Below are 22,549 nucleotides of genomic sequence, written 5' to 3' on the forward strand. Positions count from 1 at the left end.
ACCTTCCCTAGTTATTTGATGAATGACTACTATTATACTAGTTGAGTAATTGTAGTTTGCTAGGATAACAATAATGGTAATTTGTGTATGGTGACAAAAGGAAAACGCTACGTTGGACTCTCCCGACAGTTGATCGGGATGATAATAGCGATCAGTACCTTATTCACAGTTATAGTGACAGGTCTCGGGTTGTATGTAGAGTACCAAAGTCGAGTTTCTTTTATCAGCTCTCAGATCGAGCAGGTCAAGGCTGGCTACCTTTCTGGTTTAACGGCAAGTTTGTGGGTTGAAGATCGAGAGCAATTGTTTGTGCAAGCCGAAGGCATCTCTCGCCTCCCTTCGGTCAGTTACCTTCTTATCGAAAGTCCCGATGAAAAAATTCTAGAGTTAGGTCAAAAGACCGAAGGCCAATCTTATTCTCAGTCTTGGGAAATGGTGCACCAGATGGGCGGCACAGACTTCCCGTTGGCGACGCTCACGGTGCAATCAGACTTGAGCATGATCCTAGATGACTTTGAAGAACGAGTGTTATTGTTGCTCGCCTTCGAAGCCGTTAAAATCTTCTTGTTGTCTCTCGTATGTTTAACCATCGTCTATCGTCTTGTCGTAAAACGTTTGATGACTATGTCTTCCCAAATCAACCAACAACAGGTCGAAGACAACAAACCGCGCTTTATAACGCCAACTCACTCTACTTACAAAGATGAGATATCGACTCTAGAGAGTAGCTATAACCGATCGGTAGAACGTATTCGTCAACAATATCAAGAGCTGGAAAAAGCTAAAGATGTTGCTGAGGTGGCCAACCGCAATAAAAGTGAATTTCTTGCCAATATGAGTCACGAAATCCGTACACCAATGAATGGGATTATCGGGTTGTCGTCTTTGCTCTCTGAAATGGATATGCCGAAAGAGCAAAAAGAGTACATCAACATGCTCAACACCTCTTCGCTTACGTTGCTCGACTTAATCAACGACATTCTCGATTACTCGAAGATCGAAGCGGGGCGACTAGAGCTTCAGCAAGAGCCGATGAAAATGATGGGCATTGCGGCCGACGTTGAATCAACCTTTCGAGTGAAAGCTGAACAGAAAGGGCTTCGATTCCAATTAGCGATCGACCCTAAGATCCCAACCATAGTGATTGGCGACGGTACTCAACTAAGACAAGTCCTAAATAACTTAGTAGGTAACGCGATTAAATTTACCGAGCATGGCCACGTCACGCTCTCGCTTCGTTTGGAAGAGGCGGTTGAGCCTGAGCAAAAACTCAGAGTGAGGTTCGAGGTTGTCGACAGCGGTATCGGTATTGCAGAAGACAAACAGAAATCGGTGTTCGATAAGTTTCAACAAGCCGACGGCAGTACCACACGTATTTATGGAGGCACAGGGCTTGGTCTAACAATATGCGAGAAGATAGTGACATTGATGGGCAGCAAGCTTGAACTCACCAGTGTTGAAGGTAAAGGCAGTACCTTCTATTTTACGGCTGACTTTGACCCGTGTTTAGAAGCCGATGAAAGCAATATCGATTTCAATAAGGTTTCGGTTCTGCTTGTGGATGATAGCCAGCTGAACATGCGTATAACGTCTACACAGCTTCAATCCTTTGGCGTTAAGTCTGAGTGCTGTGAAACGGCAAACCAAGCGTTAGAGTTGGTTTCAGAGTCTGTGGCTAAGTCATCACCTTATGATCTCGTTCTGATAGACAAAGTAATGCCGTCCGTTGATGGCTTTCAACTGGCGAGAAGCTTAGTTGAACGCTTTGGTAGCGAGTGTCCCAAGTTAGTGATGATCTCTGCTGACCCTAGAAAGCAAGATGAAGCTCGTGCTAAACAAGTCGGTTTTGTTGCCTACATTGCGCGTCCTTACCAAGATAATCAGCTTAAATGGACCATCAGTGAGGTACTCGCGAGAGCGGCTGATACTTCAGTCTTTACCTATCCGAACAGAGGAGAGGTTGCGTTTAAAGATAATGAACCTGTGCCGTTAAGTAAACCTGCAGCGGTTGTTAAAGATGCTCCCATTGTCTCTGTAAACGCCACACCAGCCGATAAACAAGCTCCAATTCAAGCAGAGTCAAAACCTGTCGCAGTTGCCGGAGAATTTAGTGGTACAGTTTTAGTTGTTGAAGACTCGCGAGTAAACCAACAAGTCGCCAAGATGATGCTCAAGAAGCTTGGCTTTGAGGTTGATATTGCCGACAACGGTGAAATTGGTGTCGAGAAATTCAAAGCCAACGAATACGAGATGATTTTTATGGATTGTCAGATGCCGGTTCTCGATGGCTTCGAAGCGACCAAGCAGATCCGAGCGCTCGAAGAAGGGGCTGCAAAGCATATTCCAATCATTGCGCTGACGGCCAACGTCGTGCAGCGAGACAAGCATTTGTGCTTCGATGTAGGCATGGATGAGTTTTTACCTAAACCGGTTAACCAAGGCAAACTGAGAGAGATCGTAGCGAGTTTCTTGTCGAAAGAGACGGAATCAAACAAAGAACATGAGCAGCAAATTGTTTAGTTGAGTATCTCTAATCTTACTTTCATTAAAAGAGTAATGAGGCGAATTAGACATAGTCTTTTATGCCGTTGGTTATATTTGAAGTATCGTGTGAAAGAAATGATAAAGGTGGCCTGAAAAGACCACCTTTTTTGTATGTGTCGGTTTGAACTTAATCTCTATCGATTGCGAACGCAGACCATGCTTGACGTGTCGGCATCACTTCGACTCGGTTAATGTTGATGTGATCTGGCAAGGTTGCGATATAAAACATCTGCTCGGCAATATCCTCTGCTGACAACGGTGTAGTGCCTTGGTAAAGGTTGTCTGAAGCCGTCTGGTTACCTTTAGTTCTTACAAGAGTAAATTCCGTTTCTGCAATACCAGGGGAGAGGTCAGTCACTCGTACCCCTGTGCCTTGTAAGTCACAACGTAGGTTGTAACTGAACTGCTTTACGAACGCTTTGCTGGCACCATACACATGGCTTCCTGGGTAAGGCCACTGTCCGGCGATTGACCCAACATTGATGATTGAGCTTCCTGCGCCTTTTTTAATTAACGTAGGCAACAGCGCATGAGTAACATTAACCAAGCCTGTGACATTGGTATCGATCATAGTGTGCCAGTCTTTCAAGTCCACATCAGGCGCGCCTTCTGGTGCCAAAGCTAACCCAGCATTATTGACCAATGCGGTAATCGATGAAAATTCAGCGGGTAATGAATCAATGGCTTGTTTTACGGCGTCTGCGTCTCGAACGTCGAGTTGAATTACATGCACAGGCACCGTTAATTCTTCCTTTAGGTCGAGTAGCCTTTCGATTCGACGACCAGACAGCACTAACGACCAGTTATCTTCTGCGAAACGTTTTGCTGCCGCTTTGCCGAAACCAGAGGTTGCCCCTGTAATGAACGCTATCTTATCCATAAATACATCCTTCTAATTTGAAATTAACATAAGTAGTGCCATGCCGATCAAAATCGGCGCGGTCGTTGTTTTTGCAGACAAGTTCGGTACTGATAGATACAGTTTTTGCCCCAGTACATTGCCAATCAAAGCTGCCGGTAATAGCCATAAACCTGTGATGAACGATTCTTGGTTAAATGCGCCAATCCATATGAAGCCGATCAGTGAAATCGCTGAACTCAGCAGAAAAAACACAATCGCGGTGGCTCTCTGTTCACTGGTTTTAATGGTCAGGTTCATCAAATACGTCACTAATGGCGGACCTCCTGAAGAAGCGGTGGTCATGCTAAACCCCGAAATGGCTCCCGCCCAAAACGCGTGTCGTTGGTGCAACCAAGTGAGGCGTAAGTCCAAAATAATCAGCGTGCCAGCGACCAAAGACATCATCGCGATAAAGGCCTTCAAGCCTGATTCCGATATCGTGCTAATGAAATACAGCGAGAAAGGCACCGCAACCAACATGCCAATACACAGCGGCGCAATAAGCCGGATATTGATGGTGGTTTTACTTCGCTTGAGCAGAGGAAAGGCACTTAAAAAGTCCAACAAGATAGCGATGGTTACCGCTTGCAATGGTGGAACAATAAAGCTGAGGGAAAGCGCTACGATAATCGCAAACCCAAATCCTGAATAGCCTCGAACTACTCCTGCAAACAGAATCAATGTCATCGCTAATCCTAATTCCACTCTTGCTCACCTCTTTGCTTTTGATATTGCTGCTGCGTTAATTAGCGTTCGATGAGACCTGTCTCGTCTGCCTTTCAATCTATTCACACCTAAGAGTTTTGAATAGAGCCAGATCGACGATTGGATTGGGTCAGGCTGTTTGTTGGATCGGGGATGAGACTTGGGCTGATGTACTGGCCCAATGTTTTGTTGAAACTGACACTATGACCTCCGCCCTGTTTGGGATGAAGATAATTCCATCCGATAGCGCAGCCTTTTCAATGTCGTGTTTTGTGTCTTTCATTCTCGAAGACGAGCCAAGCACGAGCGGCTGTGAATCTAGTGTTGTTAATGGAGACGATGAAATGGAAGTATCAACAGAACAGCTTGTGAACCAAGATATTATCGACCTCGACAAGAGCGTATTTCATTCTTGGTCGATTCAAGAAGCAGCGGAGCCTATCGCCATTGCGGGTGGGCAAGGATGCAAAATGTGGGACTACGAAGGTAAAGAATACCTTGATTTTAGTAGCCAACTGGTTAACACCAACATTGGTCATCAGCATCCACAAGTGATCAAAGCGATTAAAGATCAGGCTGATTCATTAGTGACCGTTGCCCCTGCGACCGCCAACCTCACTCGTGGTTTGGCGGCTAAGCGTATCTTGTCGAAAGCGCCAAGCTCGTTTAAGAAGGTGTTCTTTACCAATGCAGGGGCAGATGCCAACGAAAATGCGATTCGCATGGCGCGACAATTCACAGGGCGCGACAAGGTGCTATCTGCTTACCGTTCTTACCATGGCAATACAGGTACTGCTATTGCTGCGACGGGGGATTTTCGTCGAATTCCAAACGAGTATAGCCGTGGGCACGTTCACTTCTTCAATCCATTTCTCTATCGAAGCGAATTCAACGCGGCGACTGAGGCAGAAGAGAGTGAGCGTGCCCTGCAGCATTTAGAGCGAGTGATTGAATGCGAAGGACCAACGGCGATTGCGGCGATTATCCTAGAGACGATTCCGGGAACGGCTGGTTTTCTCATTCCGCCCAAAGATTACCTTATCGGCGTGCGTGAGCTGGCAACCAAACATGGCATTCAGTTGATATTCGATGAAGTCATGGTCGGCTTTGGCCGCACGGGTAAGTGGTTTGCGTTTGAGCACTTTAATGTAGTGCCGGATCTGATTACTTTCGCGAAAGGGGTGAACTCGGGTTATGTGCCGGTTGGTGGCGTGGTGGTCAGCGAACCGATCGTTGAGTACTTTAAGTCAAACTTCTTTATGGGCGGCTTAACGTACTCTGGTCACCCTTTGGCGATGGCTTCTATCGTTGCAACGCTCGATGTGATGGAGCAAGAGGGCATTGTCACACACGCTGATAACGTCGGTAACAGCGTTTTAGGGCCGCTTCTACTGAGCCTTCAAGAGTTGCACCCTATGATTGGTGATGTGCGTGGTAAAGGGATGTTTTGGGCGGTTGAGCTGGTGGAAGATCGTGAAAGCAAGTCTCCATTGAGCAATGATAAAATGGGTCAATTGAAAGCGGAACTAACCAAGAGAGGTTTGTTAACCTTCATTGTGAATAACCGTATTCACGTCGCTCCACCTCTGGTTATTCAACCAAGTGAAATTAAGAAAGGCGTGAAGATCATTGATGAAGTTTTGCTTGAGCTCGCTTCTTAATTCTTCAAAAGATAGCTAACACAGAAACACAGGCACTTTGGTAAAGGATTCCCCGTCCTTTTCAAAGTGCTTATTTTTTCCGGAGTGCCTAGCTTCAAATTGGTTAGGAATAGACGAGAAAGAGCATCGATTGATGCTCTTTTTTACGTTATTGCTTGAATAACAGCGTCCATATAACGCGATGCTAGCTCTTCATTACCTCTGATAGCTCTTTAATGCCGGGGGCGATCAAGTCTTTATCGATGGCGTGAAAACCTAATCTGAAATAAAAATTGGGATCAAATTCAGATGAAGTTTCATAGCTCAACTTGGTTTCGGGATCGGTCATGAAGTGAGAATACCCTGTCTCAATCAAAATCCCCTTTTGAGCAGCTCGTGACGCTAAGCGCTGGCTATTGATGTGACTCGGTGTTTGCAGCCACAGAGAGTTGGCTTGCTCACTCTGAGCCAGTCGCTTGCAGTCTGGTAAGTACTTTAAGACCGCATCGTTGATCAGCTTCCAGCGTTGGCGTGTGTTTTCTCTAAAACGCCTCACAAAGCTGTCGTAGTAGCCTTGTTCAATAAAGTGAGCCACTTCCATTTGAACGCGGCTTGGTGCGTGTCGATACATCAACCTACGCAGTATTCTAAGGTCGTAGATTAGCTCTTCAGGTGCCACGATGTAGCCTAATCTCAAGCCGGGTGCTAATAGCTTAGAGAAGCTGCTGACGTAGATGACACGTCCTTCTTTGTCACTGGCTTTTAGCGCGGGTTTAGGGTTCCACTCCACGTTACACTCGGCGTCATAGTCATCTTCGATAATTACCGCATCATTGGTTTTGGCCATTTCCAGTAACTGAGTTCGACGCTCGTCACTCATGGTGACGCCGGTTGGAGCTTGATGGCTAGGCGTGACATAGAAGTGATCACACAGTGAAGAGTGCTCATTGAATCTCAATCCTTGTTCATCCACTTGATGCGGGTGTAACTGCGCGCCAGAGAGATTGAAGATGTGATTCGCTTCTTTGTAGCCGGGGTTCTCGACTCCGACTCGACTCTGATGGTTCATGAGCAAAGTCGAAATCAAATACAGCGCATTCTGCGAACCTAAGGTTATGAGGATCTCATCACTTTGGGCATGAATACCGCGCTGTGGGAGCACCCTTGTGCGTATCTGTTCGACCAGCATGTCGACGTCTTTATCGACCTTGTCACACAGCCAGCGATGGTCATGTGGATCAGAGGTGACCTTTCTTGTCGCTTCTCGCCATTGAGCTAATGGGAAGTCATTGATAGAGGGTTGGCCAAAAATAAATGGGTATTGGTAACAACTCCAATGCGAGGGTTTGACGATGCGTGGGTATTGGCCCAATTGCAGCTTAACGCGTTTGCTCCAATCCGGTGCATTGTCGCTGTCGGCTGATTCAAAATGATCCAAACTCGCGTCGATAGTATCACTCGGATTTTGATACTTTTCTGAAAGGTAATAACCACTGCGAGGCTTACTGATGAGGTAGCCATCGTCGAGCAAACTGTCGTACACCAAGGAGACAGTATTGCGTGAAACACCCAATTGGCTAGACAGCTTACGACAAGACGGAAGCGCTTGTTCAGCCGGAAAAATACCATTCAATATCGCCGTCACCAAATAGCTACGTACTTGTTCTTGCAGGCTTCTTTTGGAATCAAACTCGATGAAACAATTGTGATTTATCGCCATGAGATACAGTCCTTATTCTCAGTGAACCTCAGTCCAATTTGTATAAAAGAGCAAGAAATGCGCCAGAGTTCATATTGATGTTCTAGGGACAGCTTTTGCTCTCTCTCAACCCCGAAAATTACGTTGTCCCAAACTAGAAAAGCGCTCTGTCCCAACCTGAAAATTAAATTGGCTCTACGTCTTCGATGCATTCCGTTCATAAAGTAAAGGCAGGCAAATAATCTCGATAAGGAAAGCGTATGAAACAGGGAATGACGATGAAGGCATGGGTTTCAACAGCGGCAGCGACCGTTGTACTGGGTTGTTTTGGAGTCGCACAAGCATCGGAGCTTGCAGCCATCGAAAAGCAAGGCTTCATGAAAGTGGCGACAGAAGATAACTACTCTCCATTCAACTATATCGACCGCGGTAAGCCTGCGGGGATTAACAAAGATTTGCTTGATGAGTTACGTGAATATTCGAAGTTCGATATCGAACAAGAGATCTTACCTTGGACAGGACTACTCGCTTCGGTATCTGCGGGTCAATATGATGTGGCGTTAACTGGCGCGATCATTACCGATGCTCGCTTGAAGGCCTTTGATTTCACTCCACCTATCGCTTCAGCGCAGCATTACTTCTTAACCAGAGCTGACGCGGAAGATATTAATACGGTAGCCGATTTAGATGGAAAAACAGTGGGCTTACAAGCGGGCAGTGCTTTGCTAGAAAGGCTTCCAGAGCTCGAAGTGATGCTCGAAGCACAAGGCAAGTCTTTGGGTAAAGTGGTGCAGTATCAATCCTACCCAGAAGCGTATTCCGACTTGGCAATCGGCCGAATAGACTACGTGATCAACAGCGTCGTTTCCGTTAACGAGGTGGTGAAATCCAAGTCGAAGGTGTTCAAAAAAGGCGAGGCGGTGTCTGGTCCTGGCTTCGTGAGCTGGCCTGTTCCTAAAGAGAACCCTGAGCTTTTGGCATACCTAACGGAGTTTTTCCTGCACCTAGAGCAAACAGGAAAAATGGCGGAGTTGCAGAAGAAGTGGTTCGGTGAGTCGTTCGACCAACTGCCTTCAGAGGCCATCACTTCCGTTGAGCAGTATCACAAGCTAACAGCAGTCCAATAGATGGATAAGCATGCGCTGACACAAACAGTTAACGGCTGTTTGTGTCCATGCCAATGGGTTCAAAGCGGTTTAACCCATGAGTCATTTGCGCAAAACCTATCGAAAGAAGTCGCTTATCAAAGAGGTCGTTTATGGATTATTACGCTTGGGAACAGTTGCTACAGGGCGCGTGGGCTACGGCATGGATATCGGCAGTCTCGATTGTATTAGGTGTCGTCATCGGGCTAGTCATTGCTTTAATTCGAATGATGAAAATCCCGTTTGTGGATCAAATGCTGGGTATCTATGTCAGCTGGGCACGAGCAACGCCTTTGGTGACACTGGCTCTGTTTATTTTCCTTTCTTTTCCGTCATTTGGCATCAATTTAGATAAACACGTTTCTGCTATTTTAGCTCTCACACTCAATACATCGGCATTCAATGCAGAGATTTGGCGCAATGCCTTTCTTAACTTTTCAAAAGGACAAATGGAAGCGGCAGAAGCCATTGGTATGAGACGTATCACTTATTTTCGCCGCATCATGTTCCCGCAAATGGTGATCATGAGCCTACCAGCGCTAGTCAATGAGATGTCGTTCTTAATCAAAGGCAGCCCAGCGATTGCGGTGATCGGCATCGTCGACCTAACTCGTGTCACCAATCGAATCTCTGCGGTTACCTATGAACCACTTGGGCCGATTCTATGTGCCGGTGCCATTTACATGTTGATTATTGGCGTGTTGGTGAAGTTGCAAGCGGTGGCTGAAAACCGAGCTACTTATCTGCAGTAGTAAGTGTGGCTATCAGTAATCTACCTCAGTCACAGCTATCAACAACAACCACAGTTTAGCCGTCATGGCTACTAGGTCAGAAACACCATTTACCTGCTTGTGATGCGTTATTGAGCGGGTAAGTTTAAGGAGTAAATATGGAAGAATGGAATATTATCTGGCAACAAAAAGAGCTGTTTGCTTCAGGGTTTGTGACCACATTTTATCTTTTTGTTTCGTCTTCAATCTTGAGTTTCATCATTGGCATCGGTTTGTTGTATTGCCTCGAAAACTCAAAACTTGGTGTGAAGTACACCATCAATAGTTTGATAGGCATGATGCGCACCTTGCCGTTTCTTATCTTAGCGTACCTGCTCTATTACGGGTTGCCGCAGGTTGGTATTCGACTCGATGCGATTACAGCGGGAATCATCGCGCTAAGTCTCTATCACGGTACCTATTTTTGTGAGATTTTCCGAGGTGTTCGTAAAGGATTAGAGCCAGGTTACATCGAAGCGGCGCACGCTTATGGCTTCTCTAAATTCAAAACATTTACCCGAGTTATTACCCCAAATGTGTTGTTTAAGTCGGTTCCACTGATCACGAACCAACTCATCATCTGCTTAAAAGACACTGCGTTTCTTAGCATCATCACCGTCGCAGAAATTACCGCGGCCGCCAACAGCATTCAATCAACGTACTTCATCCCATTGAATGCGTTCATCATTGCTATCGCGCTCTACTGGGCCGTGAGTATTGCACTTGAAACCATCACCAAACGAATCCAAACCAAAGTTGAACTTAGAGGGCTTAGCCATGCTTAAACAATCAGAGATTATTGAAACGGAAGCACCGATTAACCCTTCTTTGGGCGTGAATTTGGAAGTGATTGAGTGCGAACCACTATTGGAAGAACGAGAGACGATAATTAAGGTTGAAAACCTGTCGAAACAGTTTGATGGCATCGAAGTACTGCGAGACATCAACCTCAACATCAACAAAGGCGATGTGGTGAGTATTCTCGGTTCGTCTGGGTCGGGGAAATCGACGCTATTACGTTGCATGAATTGGCTAGAACAGCCAGAGCGCGGCACGATTTTTATGGGTGATGAGCGTATTGGTATCAACTCTGAAACGGGTAAACCACTCAAATATAAAGAGCTGGCGAAACTCAGAGAGCGCCTTGGTATGGTTTTCCAAAGCTTCAACTTGTGGCCGCATTTAACCGTGTTGCAAAACGTTATGGAAGCGCTCGTTCACGTTAAGAAGATAGCGAAATCAGACGCCGAAGAGATGGCACGTAAGCAACTCGATAAGGTTGGTATGTCGCACAAACTAGAGAACTACCCAAGCATGTTATCGGGTGGGCAAAAGCAACGTGTCGCTATTGCCAGAGCTCTCGCGATGGAGCCGGATGTGTTGCTGTTTGATGAACCAACGTCAGCACTCGATCCTGAATTGGTCGAAGAGGTGTTGTTGGTGATGAAGAAACTGTCGCAAGAGGGCTACACCATGGTGGTTGTGACACATGAGATGGAGTTTGCGCGTCAGGTATCGGATCAGGTGGTATTCCTTGAGAAGGGCATCTTGATTGAGAAATCCAACCCTGAGAAGTTCTTCACTAACCCAGATTCAACAAGGGTAAGGAAGTTCCTCAAGCTTGATTCATGAGCTAGATGATTCGCGCACCTTAATGTTTGATTGTTAAAAAACTCCGACTGAATCAGTCGGAGTTTTTGTATTTGTGTTGCTACCGCATTAAGAGGATGTGGTACTAGCCAATGCTATCAATGTGGATCACTACTGAGTCTGGTCGCCAGTATTCCAGTTCGCAGTCCATCAACTCGCCATCTTGCTTGTAGTTCACACGGCAGATCTTCAGCACCGGTTGACCCTCAGCCAAATTTAGCGCCTTAGCGACATAGGCTGGGGCTGAAGTGGGAATTACATCAAAACGCGAGCGTTGGGTCTCGTAGCCGTATTTTTCTCGGTAGATGCCTGTTAGTGACATGGTGAGGTTTTCCGACAAGACACCATCAAATAAGGGCGCTTTCAGTACATTTTCAACAAACAGCACTGCTCTACCATCAATAAAACGCAAGCGCTCAATCACGTGTATCGGCGTTATCTGTTCTATCTCTAATGCTTTGGCGTAATCGCCCGCGGCCATCTCTGTGCGGGTGCTCAGCAGCCTTGTTTCTGCAATACGATGTTGTTCGCGAATCATTTGATGAAAGTGAGAGCGAGACAGCGGGTTGTAGCGAATTCGTTCGGGTGACACATACCAGCCTCGCCGCTCTTCTCTGTATATCAGACCTTCGGTTTCTAATGACACCAATGCATCTTTGAGCGTGATTCGTGTGGTGGAAAACAGCTCGCTAAGGTTTCTTTCTGATGGCAGTTTTTGCCCTTCAATGAAGATACCTGATTGAAGCTGCTCTCGAATACTCGCCTTAATTCTTCCTAACTGTGTCCCTGATTGCCCGGTGCCCAATGTTCTCATTACTGATCTAGTCCATAAGTTCGTGTGCTTAATAAGGTAAACCATGGAGTTAACAGGAATGTGACAGTAAACAATGGCTTATTGTCATATGAGTGAAATATAACTGCCACGTAAATGCACTCGAACTGTCAAATAACTTACGGCAAACCGTCACATTCCGGCTATAGCATACAAAACGAACTTACTGACCTAGTCCAGAAGGATAGAGACAATGAAAACTTTGCTTAGCCGTTCAACTGTATCGCCAGCTAAATTAATCGGTTCACCTGCAAAATTAATCGGCGCAACGCTAATAACGGCAACACTTTCAATGCCAGCGATGGCGAAGGATGCTGATCTTGAGTCACTGATTGAAGCCGCTCAAAAAGAGGGTGCAGTTTACAGTGTGGGTATGCCAGACAGTTGGGCAAACTGGAAAGGCACATGGACTGACCTGAAAGCAAACTACGGTTTGAAGCATCAGGATACCGATATGAGCTCGGCTCAGGAGATCTCGAAATTTGAAGCAGAGAAGAAAAACGCAACCGCTGATATTGGTGATGTGGGTTTCGCATTCGCACGTGTGGCCGTAAAGAAAAACGTCACTCAGCCATACAAACCAACCACTTGGAATGATATTCCAGACTGGGCAAAAGACAAAGATGGTCATTGGGCTCTGGCTTACACTGGCACCATCTCTTTCATTTCCAACAACAACCTTGTTGAAGATGCACCGAAAACTTGGAGTGACTTACTAGAAGGTGACTACAAAGTCACAGTGGGCGATGTCGGCGTAGCCGCGCAAGCCAACAACGCGATTCTAGCGGCTGCATTTGCTAACGGTGGTGACGAGTCAAACCTAAAACCGGCGATTAAATTCTTTGGTGAATTAGCGAAGCAAGGCCGTCTGTCTTACACCGACCCAAGCATCGCTAACCTTGAAAAAGGCGAAGTGGAAGTGGCAATCATGTGGGATTTCAACGCACTGAATTACCGCGACAAGATTGACCGTGAGCGCTTTACCGTCAGCATTCCACAAGATGGCTCAGTGATTTCTGGTTACACCACCATCATTAACAAATACGCACAAAACCCGAACGCGGCGAAGTTGGCTCGTGAATACATCTTCAGCGACCAAGGCCAAATCAACCTAGCAGAAGGTTACGCACGTCCAATCCGTAGCAACGTTACGCTACCTCAATCAGTACAAGACAAGCTGATCTCGAACGAGCAATACAGCAACGTTCATCCCGTCACTGACTTCTCAGCATGGGAAAAATCAGCACGTCGTCTGCCGCGCCAATGGCAAGAAAGCGTATTGATTCACCAGCAGTAATCCCGCTTAACACACCACCTGTAACGGGTGGCTTATAGAAACAAGCAACAGAGAATAGACCATGAGCAATAAGGTTATCCTTGTTGTTCTAGATGGACTGAATTATCAGGTAGCCCGTGATTGCATGGGTTACCTGAACGGTCTTCTAGAGCAAAGTGATATGTATGAGAAACAGGGCGATTTGCAGACAAAACAGGGCGATTCGTACAGTAAACAGGGCACTTCGCAAAACACGCAAAAAAACAAGCTGCGTGCCACGCTTTACCCTGTGCAGTGTGAGCTGCCGTCTATGTCACGTCCACTGTATGAGTGCATCCTGACCGGTGTTCGCCCTGTCGAGAGTGGCATCGTCAACAACCAAATCGTGCGTTTATCGAATCACGAGTCGGTATTTAGCTTGGCGAAGTCGCAGAACAAAGTGACGGCAGCTGCGGCTTACCATTGGGTGAGCGAGTTATATAACCGAGCACCGTTTGACGCTGTGCGTGACCGTTTTACCAACGACGAAACCATGAATATTCAACACGGTTGTTTCTACCACTGGGATCACTACCCAGACGAAGCCTTGTTCTTGGATGCAGAGCATCTGCGCGTCACTCATCAACCTGATTTCTTATTGATTCACCCAATGAACATTGACGATATGGGACACAAGCATGGGCTAGATTCTCGCCAATACCGCAATAGTGCACGTGGCGCGGATATCTACCTATCAAACTATCTTGAGAAATGGGTAGACGATGGTTATCAGGTGATCATCACCAGTGACCACGGTATGAACAATGACTTGTCTCATGGTGGCATTCTGCCTGAAGAGCGTGAAGTGCCTTTCTTTGTGATTGGCGATAAGTTTACACACCAAGAATGTTCAGTGAAACAGACCGATATCTGCGGCAGCGTCTGTCAGTTACTCAACCTTGAACACGATAAATCTTACACTCAGGAATTGTTGGCCCTATGAGCAGTTCTGTAATCACGCAGAGCGATGGCTCTGCGCTTAAACCCAAAACCAAATCTTTGTTTCAACGCTTCAAGCCCGCTTTGTGGCTTGCGCCTTTCGCGCTGTTCTTCTACCTGTTCCAACTGGCACCTATGGTTTGGGTGCTGATCAACAGCTTCTTCTATGACGATGAGCTCTCTCTAGAAAACTATTCTGAAGTCTTCGATTCTGCCTTCATGATGCAGGCTTTTGGCAACAGTTTATGGTTGTCGATTTGGTCGAGCATTGTTGGCTTAGCGATTGCGACTCTGCTCGTTTCTTCACTGCGCCGCGTTGATTCTAAAATCCGCGATGCGGTGATTGCTTTCACCAACATGAGCAGTAATTTTTCTGGCGTTCCGTTGTCTTTCGCTTTCATCATCATCCTTGGGACCAACGGTGCGATTACCTTGTTGCTCAAGCAGTATGGATTGCTGGGTGATTTCGACCTTTACGGCAAGTGGGGCTTGCTGGCGATTTACATCTACTTCCAGATCCCATTGGCGGTGTTGTTGCTCTATCCAGCGTTTGATGCTCTGAGTGACGACTGGCAAGCCGCTTCGGCACTGCTTGGCGCGAAAACTTGGCAATACTGGACCAAAATAGCACTGCCTGTGTTGTCGCCTGCCTTGTTCGGCACCTTCATCATCTTGATTGCTAATGCGATTGGCGCCTATGCGAGTGTGTATGCGTTGACCTCGGGCAACTACAACGTGATTACGATTCGTATCGCGAGCTTGGTATCGGGCGACTTGTTCTTAGAACCAAACCTAGCTGCGGCAATTTCAGTGATTCTGATGGCGATGCTGGCCTTCATCACCGTGATTAACCAATGGCTGATCAGCAAAAGCTACGCAGGGAAGAGAAAGTAATGAACACCGTCAATACTCGTTTTCATAAAACGGTTGTCTATTCGATTGTCGGCATCATGATGATCCCGATCTTAGCGACCTTTATTTACTCGATCTCTTCTCGTTGGGGCGCAACGATCCTGCCGGATGGCTTCACGTTAGATTGGTATATCAACCTGCTGACCGATCCTCGCTTCTTACAAGCTTTTGGTCGTTCACTGTTTATCTGTGTGGCAGCACTGTCATTGAGTGTGGTGTTGGTCTTGCCTGCGATTTTCGTGGTGTTTTACTATTTCCCGAAACTCGACAAGGTGATGAATATCCTGATCTTATTGCCATTCGCTGTGCCACCCGTGGTGTCGTCGGTGGGTTTGCTTCAGCTGTATGCCGATAGCGAAATCTCACTGATAGGCACACCATGGATTCTGATTGGTACTTACTTCACCATCGCGCTGCCATTTATGTATCGCGCGATTGCCAACAGCTTTGAAGCGATCAACCTGCACGACTTGATGGACGCGGCTCACCTGCTCGGCGCAAGCACCACCAAGGCATTCTTGCTGATTATTTTGCCAAACCTTAAGAAAGGCTTAATGGCGTCACTGTTCTTGTCGTTCTCGTTCCTATTGGGCGAGTTCGTGTTCGCCAACATCTTGGTAGGAACACGCTACGAGACACTGCAAATCTACCTATACAATATGCGTCAAACCAGCGGCCACTTCACGTCAGCCCTAGTGATGACGTACTTCCTGTTTATTTTCTTACTGACTTGGTTGGCAAGTCGTTTCAGCCAGGGAACAAAATAATGAGTTATGTAAATGCGAAAAACCTCACCAAGAGCTTTGGTGACAATACAGTGTTTGAAGACATTCAATTTTCAATTGAGAAGGGTGAATTCATTACTCTGCTTGGCCCAAGTGGCTGTGGTAAATCGACTCTGCTGCGCAGCTTGGCTGGCTTAAACCCTGTCGATGGTGGCGAGATCTGGGTCAACGGCGAAGAGATCACCCATCAAGTGCTACAACAGCGTGGCATCGGCATGGTGTTTCAATCTTATGCGCTGTTCCCGAACATGACGGTTGAAGGCAACATTGCGTTTGGCCTCAAGATGAAAAAGCTTGCTGCTGACGAGATTAAGCACGAAGTCGCGAAAGTGATTGGGCTGGTGGATTTAACGGGCAAAGAGAAGTTCTACCCGCATCAGTTATCGGGCGGTCAACGCCAGCGTGTGGCCTTGGCAAGAGCTTTGGTGGTCAAGCCGCGTATTTTGTTGTTGGATGAGCCGCTTTCGGCGTTGGATGCGAAGATCCGAAAGCACTTGCGCCAACAGATCCGAGATATTCAAAAAGAGATGAATCTGACCACGATCTTCGTGACTCATGATCAGGAGGAAGCGATGATCATGTCTGACCGTATCTTCTTGATGAACAAAGGCGAGATCGTACAAGCAGGTACACCCGAAGAGATCTACACTCAACCATCCAATGAATTTGTGGCTGGGTTCATGGGTCACTACAATCTGGTGCAAGCGAACAAAGCCAAGCAACTTTTCAATATTGAAACAGAGTGGAAAGTGGCGATTCGACCTGAGTCTATCTACGTGAAAGAGCAAGGTCGACAATATGGCGAACATATCTCTGCGCCGAAAACGGGCACGATTCGTAACCACCAGCTTTTGGGCAACGTGATTCGCTACCAAGTGGACGTTGATGAGTGTGAATTAACGGTCGACCTACTTAACCGTTCTTCTGAACGACTATTGGCAAATGGCAGCCAACTTGAACTCCTGTTTAACCTAAACGAAATTCAACCTGTGAGAGCCTAATATGTTCAAACCTTTGTATGTATTTGATATGGACGAAACGCTGATCAATGCTGATGCAGCAATGCTTTGGAATGAGTTCTTGGTTGAAAAGGGCATTGCCACTGCGCCCAACTTTATTGAAGAAGATAAACGCTTAATGGGACTGTATTCGGAAGGCAAACTGAACATGGAAGATTACCTAACGTTTTCCATGCAGCCGTTAGCCGATATGCCAACAGAGCAAGTGACTGCCTTGGTGGAAGAGTGTGTTGAACAGCATATTTTACCTAAACAGTTCAAGCAGTCGAAACCTTTGATTGAGCAGTTAGAGCGTGACGATATCGACATGTTGATCATCTCAGCCAGCGTCACTTTCTTAGTAGAAGCGGTCGGCCGTAAGATTGGTATCGAGAATGCACTCGGTATTGATTTGATTGAAAGCCAAGGCCGCTTCACGTCTCAGATCTCAGGTGTACCAAGCTACCGTGAAGGTAAAGTAACGCGTTTAAAAGAGTGGTTAGACAATCAAGAAACCAACTACTCAGATATCCACTTTTATACGGATTCAATCAACGACTTACCTTTGTGTGAACACGCTGATTTTGCTTATTTGGTGAACCCGTGTCCGCGTTTGAAAGCGTTAGCAGATCAACCGAATTGGTCGATTCTCAACTGGGATTAACGCTGATCCCATCTTTGAATTATGTTCCCTTTAGAACGAAAAAAGCCGCTGATGAAAGCGGCTTTTTGATTCGTATTATTCTATTTCTAGTTTGTAACCTATCCCGTAAATGGATTTGATGTAGTCACATTTTTCATTTATCGAGACCATTTTTTTGCGTAAGTTTTTGATATGGCTATCGATAGTGCGATCACTGACCACTCTTCTATCGTCGTAGATTTTATCAATCAATTGATCGCGACTATAAATGCGGCCAACATTTTGATAGAGAAGGTGCAAAAGCCGAAACTCAGCTGGCGTTAAACTTAGCTTAATACCACATAGGACAGCGGTCATACTCAATTCATCAATATCAATGGCGTTCGTTGGTGACGTGGCTTGGGGCTTGTTGGAACGGCGCAAAATATTTTTCACCCTCACAACCACTTCTCTCGGGCTGTACGGCTTACATATATAATCATCTGCACCCAGTTCAAGCCCAACGAGTCGATCAATCTCTTCGACCTTGGCTGTCGCCATAACCACTGGGATGTCACTGAACGTTCTCAGCTCTCGATAAATATCCAACCCGTCTCGATTGGGTAGCATGAGGTCGAGAATAATGAGTTTAGGCGATGCTTGCTTTACCCAGTCAATGACAAGGTTACCATCGATAATATGATGACTTTCAAGGCCAGAGTGCTCTAAGTACTCACACAGTACACTTGCTAATGCAGGCTCATCTTCGACGACTAAAATCACGATTTTATTTCCTTTGGTAACGCTATGATGATTCGTAGTCCACCCAATTCTGAGTGGTCGGCAGTAATGTGTCCTTGGTGCGCTTCAACGATATTTTTACAGATAGATAAGCCAAGCCCAGAACCGCCACTTGATCGACTGCGCGATTTATCAACGCGGTAAAGCCTCTCAAACAAACGCGGAAGTGATGCATCAGGTACACCTGGATCACTGTCTTCAACGTTGATAATAATACTATCACTAATGTCGGTAACATCTATCGATACATACCCATTATCGCCAGTGTATCGCGCGCTATTTTCTAACAGATTCACAAACAGTTGTGTCAGTAATCTCTCATCACACGAGGTAAACAGTGGCGCCGAATGGTCATAGTGCTTTGTTAATGTGATGTTTTTTTGTTCTAAACGGATCGAGTTTTGAACGATCACAGAATCAATCAGTTTATGTATATCAACGTTGTTTTTAACATTGAGGTTAAATCCGATGTCATACAGGGAGAGTTGGTGAAGATCCTCAACGAGTTGACCTAGTGTGATGATTTGTTGATGTAACGAGTCGATGTATTTTGGTTCAGGAGATCGGATACCGTCTTGTAGCGCTTCTAGTTCACTTCTAAGCACGGTGATAGGCGTTCTAAGTTCATGTGAAATATCTGATAACCACTGTTCTCTAAGTGTTTTCTGTTTTCTTAGTGTCTCGACAACACCGTTGAATATTCCGATGAGATCGGACAATTCATCATTGCCGCTTTTTTTAATGTAGAAATCGAGATCGCCATTTTCGATAGATTTGGCACCTTTCGACAAAGCACGCAATGGTTTCAAAAATCGCCTAACAAGAAACAAAGAGATAAGGAATGAAAGCAACACGGTAATCGATGCGATAGTGCTTACATGCGTCGTTTGTTGTTTGAAAAAGCTTTCTGCTAAAGGCCCTGATATTTCATCCATCTGGACGATGGAGATATACCCAATAACTTGATCATCCCGTGTTATTTCGACTAGTGCTTGATGCTGACCATCTTCAAGGTGATGTAGGTTTTCAGGCGGTCCAATTATGGCTCGCCCGTCTTGATCTAAAATGTTGAGTCGTTGCCAAATAGGTTGAAGGCCTGGCGCTTCCGGCTCTCTTAATGGTGGTGGCGATGGGTGTCTGTCACGAGGATGTGGTCGTGAGGGGCCGCTAATGCTACTGGCGATTAAATGTGGTTCACGCTCTAGCCGCCTCCACTTTTCGGAAGGTGAGTAATATTGCTTTAAGTTATTGGCGAGTTCTTGAGCTAGGGCAATCTCATTATTATTTGTGAAATCTTGGAGCCCTCTTTGAAAACTGGAGTTAATAAAATAGGTCAGTACAAAGAGCATGGTCACGCACACCATTAGTATTGAAACAAACAGTTTGGTGAAAATTGATATGCGCACGTTCTCTCCAGAAATTAAAGTGAATTAAGACGATAGAGTGAGTTAAGACAATAAAATGAGATAAACCAATATTAGCCCTCGATCGTGTGGGAAATATGGACATTGATTTCTTTATTCATCTTAGGCCATGTATAAGCACTCTTTTGTTAGAAACGAATAGCGAGCTGACAGGGTGCTATATCCCATCAGCTCGCATTGAATTATCACTATTTTAGGATAACCCTCTAACAATTATTGACGTCTTGGTGGTGGCGGCGGAACTTCCTCTTCCGATAGACCACCGCTTCCATCTGCGTCTAGTTTATCAAAGTCATCGGCGAGTGGACCTCTGAGCTCTTCTAATTGTAATTCGCCATCACCGTTTGCATCCATTTCTTCAAAGCTTGGCATTTCTCTTGGGCCTTCACGGCTTTCAGCACACGCTTGAAGCGCGAATGTCGATGTCAGTAAAAGTAATGCTGTCGTGATTTTGTTCATCATTTAATTCCTATTCGTAACCAAATATAAGTGTATTTCTTTGACGCAAATAGGTTAGCGATCAAATTAGCAGAGAAAATGGATAAATCTAGGAGATGAAAGTTAGCGTTTAACTTTAATAGGGCATCAGATCATCAGCCCATCAAGTCAGGTTGTTTAAACCTCCATTGTTTCTACATAGTTTCCACATTTTCTATTTTTATCCTAGTCCACTATTGAACTCATGAATTTAATGCCTTTAGCAATAAAGGCAGAAAGCTATCGTTGGTATTGAAATGGATTATTTTTTAGGAGCCGTAGAATGAAGGCAATGGTAAAAAAATCAGTCGTTGTCTCTTCTACGTTGTTGGTTGCTTCTTATAGTAACGCTGCGCTTTATAGGGTGGTTTTGGAGGAATCACCAGTAGAAACTGAATCGGTGTATGGGGTCGCAGTTGAACCAGAGCTTGGTACAACGGATTGCTTTAGTACCAGTTGTGGTGACACCGACTACGCATTCGCAGGGGAAGCTCAAAATGCAGAACCAGGTTTTTCCTTTAAAGAGGAGGTCCCCTTTGGTATCGATAACACGTTCTACTATTTGGATTATGACGATATCTATAGCTACTGCACGAGCGAACTTGGCTACGCGACTTGTGAAGCTTGGAGTTCTTTATTGTGGTATGGCGATGATGATGCGGGCATTGGAGGCTTGAAAAATGAGCGTGATGCGTATTACGGGCTGAGCTATCAGACCAATTCCACGGCTTTTTATGATTCTTCTTCGCTAAGCGAGATCCCAGATGTTGGCAGCAACCCACCTGATGTGAGCAGTTATAGTTATTCCTTTGTTGATGGAACAGAGGAGAAGGTCATCACTAAAGTTGACGAGAATGGTTTTGTTCTTGGTAACACCAGCAGTGGTTACTACAGTTATAACAACCAATATATTCAGTTGTATAGGCAGCGTGGTTACTACGATACAGGCACTGAATTTACGGTTCTCCAACCTGAAGCCGATACCAGCATTACGATCAGCGATGCTGACGGCGAAGCGAATATAATCTCCCAAATGGGAAGAACGATGGCTTTTGACTCTTTCAGTTATGGAGGGGAAAGCTATGTGGTCGGAAGCGCGTCCGTTGCGACTTTTTATTACAGTGATGGATACAAAGATTATGACTCTCCGTACACATCCGACAGTGATGCTGAGGATCTAGATAATTGTATCGATGAAGATATTGAGCCTGCTTTATATCCAGAGTGTCAGAACTTTGCTTTTGCTAATCGAGCTTTTGTCTGGAATATAACCGATGCGAATGGCCCCAATGATGATGGAAACCGTTTCTCAGTATCTGATTGGGAAACCAGTTCGACCTATTACTCTTACAACGATGATGAAGCTTCAGCACAGGCGAGTGTGAGGGCTGCAACGATTTCGTCTAGAGGGACATATAGCTCTTATCCTGTTTTAGTTGGTTACAATACAGAGCTAGATGATTCTGATAACTTTCTTATGCAGGCTGCTGTGTTTAGGCCAAGCAGTACGTCAAATTTCAGCGTTTCGGAAAATGCTTGGACGACTACATTTATCGCTAATGCGACGGTAGAAGTGAGTGATTCATACATTCACAGTAATTCTGTCGCAACAGACATTAATGAAAACATGATGGTTATTGGTTATGCAAAAAGAGATGGTGATTATCCGTCGGATCGTGTGTCTGATAATCGTATGTTCGTCGCTGATGCGAATGACACAACGCCAACAGCCACATTCTTCGCAAGTTTAGGTGAAGACATTTTCTTTGACAGTGCAGAGGGAAAAGCAAGTGAGATCAACAGCTACAATGAAATCGTTGGCTATGTTGACGCCGAAACTCACGCTGAAGTAGACGGACATGAAAGAAGGCATCGCGGCTTCATTTTCCCTTATAACGACACTGGTACCGATGCTGATAGACGTGCAAGATATAATGATCAAGCTTGGTGGTTAGACGACCTAACTAACGGTGGTGACGACAGTGATGCCAACAACCACTTTAGAATATTGGACGCAACCGACATTAATGACGCGGGTGTTATCTCAGGGACGGCAATACAATGTTTTGCGAGTGAAAGTAGCTCCTCTTCTATGGCTTATGATTCAACCGCGCACTTTGCATATTGTAATGATGGAGTAGGTGACGAGAGGGTGGTGGCTGTGAAACTTATCCCGATATCTGGAGCAACAAGTGAAGACATTGCTGAAAGAAGTGATGATAGCGCTGAAGATGTTGAACGTAGTGGTGCCGGTACCGGGTTATTGGTGCTTATCAGTTTGATGTCCGTGCTTTCAGTTCGCTTGAAAAAATCTCGTTCTGTGATTGCCTAAATTGATGACGTGCTCACGAGAGAAACAACCTCTATTTGACCGTCAACCATTAAAGTAA

Annotated in this window: 20 protein-coding genes; 13 read left to right on the forward strand and 7 right to left on the reverse strand. The window is 45.6% G+C overall.

All coding sequences use genetic code 11. The annotated features are described in order from the left end of the window. Window positions 1-87: 87 nt before the first annotated feature. Window positions 88-2,520, forward strand: a complete 2,433-nt coding sequence (locus AB6E51_RS01645; RefSeq protein WP_372057679.1) for a response regulator — start codon at window positions 88-90, stop codon at window positions 2,518-2,520. Window positions 2,521-2,671: 151 nt separating this feature from the next. Here the strand turns inward: AB6E51_RS01645 and AB6E51_RS01650 are convergent, their stop codons facing one another. Together AB6E51_RS01650 and AB6E51_RS01655 are read right to left on the reverse strand one after the other, a co-directional pair. Next, a complete protein-coding gene (locus AB6E51_RS01650; protein ID WP_017061222.1) occupies window positions 2,672-3,424 on the reverse strand; it encodes an SDR family NAD(P)-dependent oxidoreductase in 753 nt (250 codons plus the stop codon). A 12-nt stretch (window positions 3,425-3,436) separates the two neighbouring features. Further along, window positions 3,437-4,132, reverse strand: coding sequence for a sulfite exporter TauE/SafE family protein (locus AB6E51_RS01655; RefSeq protein WP_017061223.1), 696 nt, complete (start codon window positions 4,130-4,132; stop codon window positions 3,437-3,439). A gap of 362 nt (window positions 4,133-4,494) precedes the next feature. Here AB6E51_RS01655 and AB6E51_RS01660 point away from each other — a divergent pair, with 362 nt between their 5' ends. Continuing rightward, the gene (locus tag AB6E51_RS01660) at window positions 4,495-5,811 is read left to right on the forward strand and encodes an aspartate aminotransferase family protein (RefSeq protein ID WP_372057767.1); all 1,317 of its coding nucleotides are present in this window, start codon (window positions 4,495-4,497) and stop codon (window positions 5,809-5,811) included. A 184-nt stretch (window positions 5,812-5,995) separates the two neighbouring features. On the opposite strand, the gene AB6E51_RS01665 is transcribed toward AB6E51_RS01660, so the two are convergent. Then, window positions 5,996-7,510 carry a PLP-dependent aminotransferase family protein gene (locus AB6E51_RS01665; RefSeq protein WP_372057680.1) on the reverse strand — a complete coding sequence of 505 codons (1,515 nt, stop codon included), beginning with the start codon at window positions 7,508-7,510 and terminating at the stop codon, window positions 5,996-5,998. Window positions 7,511-7,749: 239 nt separating this feature from the next. On the opposite strand from AB6E51_RS01665, the gene AB6E51_RS01670 reads away from it, so the two are divergent. The 4 genes from AB6E51_RS01670 (at window position 7,750) to AB6E51_RS01685 (ending at window position 11,036) form a co-directional block, all read left to right on the forward strand. Continuing rightward, the gene (locus AB6E51_RS01670; protein WP_017061226.1) at window positions 7,750-8,616 is read left to right on the forward strand and encodes a transporter substrate-binding domain-containing protein; all 867 of its coding nucleotides are present in this window, start codon (window positions 7,750-7,752) and stop codon (window positions 8,614-8,616) included. Between the two features lie 131 nt (window positions 8,617-8,747). Beyond that, entirely contained in the window at window positions 8,748-9,386 is a 639-nt protein-coding gene (locus AB6E51_RS01675) for an amino acid ABC transporter permease (protein WP_102332331.1), read from the forward strand. Between the two features lie 137 nt (window positions 9,387-9,523). Continuing rightward, entirely contained in the window at window positions 9,524-10,189 is a 666-nt protein-coding gene (locus AB6E51_RS01680; RefSeq protein ID WP_017061228.1) for an amino acid ABC transporter permease, read from the forward strand. Beyond that, on the forward strand, window positions 10,182-11,036 hold the full coding sequence (locus AB6E51_RS01685) for an amino acid ABC transporter ATP-binding protein (RefSeq protein ID WP_372057682.1): 855 nt from the start codon (window positions 10,182-10,184) through the stop codon (window positions 11,034-11,036). Before AB6E51_RS01680 ends, AB6E51_RS01685 begins: the two co-directional genes overlap by 8 nt. A gap of 103 nt (window positions 11,037-11,139) precedes the next feature. On the opposite strand, the gene AB6E51_RS01690 is transcribed toward AB6E51_RS01685, so the two are convergent. After that, the gene (locus AB6E51_RS01690; RefSeq protein ID WP_372057683.1) at window positions 11,140-11,868 is read right to left on the reverse strand and encodes a UTRA domain-containing protein; all 729 of its coding nucleotides are present in this window, start codon (window positions 11,866-11,868) and stop codon (window positions 11,140-11,142) included. Between the two features lie 211 nt (window positions 11,869-12,079). Here AB6E51_RS01690 and AB6E51_RS01695 point away from each other — a divergent pair, with 211 nt between their 5' ends. The 6 genes from AB6E51_RS01695 to AB6E51_RS01720 all read left to right on the forward strand — a co-directional run bounded on the left by AB6E51_RS01695 (window position 12,080) and on the right by AB6E51_RS01720 (window position 17,499). Beyond that, entirely contained in the window at window positions 12,080-13,183 is a 1,104-nt protein-coding gene (locus AB6E51_RS01695; protein WP_372057684.1) for an ABC transporter substrate-binding protein, read from the forward strand. A 61-nt stretch (window positions 13,184-13,244) separates the two neighbouring features. Continuing rightward, entirely contained in the window at window positions 13,245-14,144 is a 900-nt protein-coding gene (locus tag AB6E51_RS01700; RefSeq protein ID WP_372057685.1) for an alkaline phosphatase family protein, read from the forward strand. Beyond that, window positions 14,141-15,034: an ABC transporter permease subunit gene (locus AB6E51_RS01705; RefSeq protein WP_102463577.1), complete on the forward strand. Its 894-nt coding sequence runs from the start codon at window positions 14,141-14,143 to the stop codon at window positions 15,032-15,034. The genes AB6E51_RS01700 and AB6E51_RS01705 overlap by 4 nt, the downstream gene beginning before the upstream one ends. After that, window positions 15,034-15,819, forward strand: a complete 786-nt coding sequence (locus AB6E51_RS01710) for an ABC transporter permease (protein WP_004732591.1) — start codon at window positions 15,034-15,036, stop codon at window positions 15,817-15,819. Before AB6E51_RS01705 ends, AB6E51_RS01710 begins: the two co-directional genes overlap by 1 nt. Next, entirely contained in the window at window positions 15,819-16,838 is a 1,020-nt protein-coding gene (locus tag AB6E51_RS01715; protein ID WP_372057686.1) for an ABC transporter ATP-binding protein, read from the forward strand. Before AB6E51_RS01710 ends, AB6E51_RS01715 begins: the two co-directional genes overlap by 1 nt. A gap of 1 nt (window position 16,839) precedes the next feature. Beyond that, window positions 16,840-17,499, forward strand: coding sequence for an HAD family hydrolase (locus AB6E51_RS01720; protein ID WP_372057687.1), 660 nt, complete (start codon window positions 16,840-16,842; stop codon window positions 17,497-17,499). A 75-nt stretch (window positions 17,500-17,574) separates the two neighbouring features. Here the strand turns inward: AB6E51_RS01720 and AB6E51_RS01725 are convergent, their stop codons facing one another. The 3 genes from AB6E51_RS01725 to AB6E51_RS01735 form a co-directional block, all read right to left on the reverse strand. After that, window positions 17,575-18,240 (reverse strand): response regulator, encoded by a 666-nt coding sequence (locus AB6E51_RS01725; RefSeq protein WP_136974564.1) that lies wholly within the window; start codon window positions 18,238-18,240, stop codon window positions 17,575-17,577. Beyond that, window positions 18,237-19,607 (reverse strand): ATP-binding protein, encoded by a 1,371-nt coding sequence (locus tag AB6E51_RS01730; RefSeq protein ID WP_372057768.1) that lies wholly within the window; start codon window positions 19,605-19,607, stop codon window positions 18,237-18,239. The genes AB6E51_RS01725 and AB6E51_RS01730 overlap by 4 nt, the downstream gene beginning before the upstream one ends. A gap of 288 nt (window positions 19,608-19,895) precedes the next feature. Further along, entirely contained in the window at window positions 19,896-20,141 is a 246-nt protein-coding gene (locus AB6E51_RS01735) for a hypothetical protein (protein WP_017072318.1), read from the reverse strand. A gap of 301 nt (window positions 20,142-20,442) precedes the next feature. Here AB6E51_RS01735 and AB6E51_RS01740 point away from each other — a divergent pair, with 301 nt between their 5' ends. Then, window positions 20,443-22,491: a DUF3466 family protein gene (locus tag AB6E51_RS01740; protein ID WP_372057688.1), complete on the forward strand. Its 2,049-nt coding sequence runs from the start codon at window positions 20,443-20,445 to the stop codon at window positions 22,489-22,491. The last annotated feature ends 58 nt before the right edge of the window (window positions 22,492-22,549 follow it).

Source organism: Vibrio sp. 10N.247.311.47, from assembly GCF_041467535.1.
In the GTDB taxonomy this organism is placed as follows: domain Bacteria; phylum Pseudomonadota; class Gammaproteobacteria; order Enterobacterales; family Vibrionaceae; genus Vibrio; species Vibrio crassostreae_C.

Excerpts from the sequence above, each read along its gene's own strand:
- AB6E51_RS01700 (WP_372057685.1), top strand. The coding sequence starts at position 13,245 with ATGAGCAATAAGGTTATCCTTGTTGTTCTAGATGGACTGAATTATCAG.
- AB6E51_RS01740 (WP_372057688.1), top strand. The coding sequence starts at position 20,443 with ATGAAGGCAATGGTAAAAAAATCAGTCGTTGTCTCTTCTACGTTGTTG.
- AB6E51_RS01690 (WP_372057683.1), bottom strand. The coding sequence starts at position 11,868 with ATGAGAACATTGGGCACCGGGCAATCAGGGACACAGTTAGGAAGAATT.
- AB6E51_RS01685 (WP_372057682.1), top strand. The coding sequence starts at position 10,182 with ATGCTTAAACAATCAGAGATTATTGAAACGGAAGCACCGATTAACCCT.
- AB6E51_RS01695 (WP_372057684.1), top strand. The coding sequence starts at position 12,080 with ATGAAAACTTTGCTTAGCCGTTCAACTGTATCGCCAGCTAAATTAATC.
- AB6E51_RS01730 (WP_372057768.1), bottom strand. The coding sequence starts at position 19,607 with ATGCTCTTTGTACTGACCTATTTTATTAACTCCAGTTTTCAAAGAGGG.
- AB6E51_RS01705 (WP_102463577.1), top strand. The coding sequence starts at position 14,141 with ATGAGCAGTTCTGTAATCACGCAGAGCGATGGCTCTGCGCTTAAACCC.
- AB6E51_RS01660 (WP_372057767.1), top strand. The coding sequence starts at position 4,495 with ATGGAAGTATCAACAGAACAGCTTGTGAACCAAGATATTATCGACCTC.
- AB6E51_RS01670 (WP_017061226.1), top strand. The coding sequence starts at position 7,750 with ATGAAACAGGGAATGACGATGAAGGCATGGGTTTCAACAGCGGCAGCG.
- AB6E51_RS01675 (WP_102332331.1), top strand. The coding sequence starts at position 8,748 with ATGGATTATTACGCTTGGGAACAGTTGCTACAGGGCGCGTGGGCTACG.
- AB6E51_RS01650 (WP_017061222.1), bottom strand. The coding sequence starts at position 3,424 with ATGGATAAGATAGCGTTCATTACAGGGGCAACCTCTGGTTTCGGCAAA.
- AB6E51_RS01735 (WP_017072318.1), bottom strand. The coding sequence starts at position 20,141 with ATGAACAAAATCACGACAGCATTACTTTTACTGACATCGACATTCGCG.
- AB6E51_RS01710 (WP_004732591.1), top strand. The coding sequence starts at position 15,034 with ATGAACACCGTCAATACTCGTTTTCATAAAACGGTTGTCTATTCGATT.
- AB6E51_RS01645 (WP_372057679.1), top strand. The coding sequence starts at position 88 with ATGGTGACAAAAGGAAAACGCTACGTTGGACTCTCCCGACAGTTGATC.
- AB6E51_RS01680 (WP_017061228.1), top strand. The coding sequence starts at position 9,524 with ATGGAAGAATGGAATATTATCTGGCAACAAAAAGAGCTGTTTGCTTCA.
- AB6E51_RS01715 (WP_372057686.1), top strand. The coding sequence starts at position 15,819 with ATGAGTTATGTAAATGCGAAAAACCTCACCAAGAGCTTTGGTGACAAT.
- AB6E51_RS01655 (WP_017061223.1), bottom strand. The coding sequence starts at position 4,132 with ATGACATTGATTCTGTTTGCAGGAGTAGTTCGAGGCTATTCAGGATTT.
- AB6E51_RS01665 (WP_372057680.1), bottom strand. The coding sequence starts at position 7,510 with ATGGCGATAAATCACAATTGTTTCATCGAGTTTGATTCCAAAAGAAGC.
- AB6E51_RS01720 (WP_372057687.1), top strand. The coding sequence starts at position 16,840 with ATGTTCAAACCTTTGTATGTATTTGATATGGACGAAACGCTGATCAAT.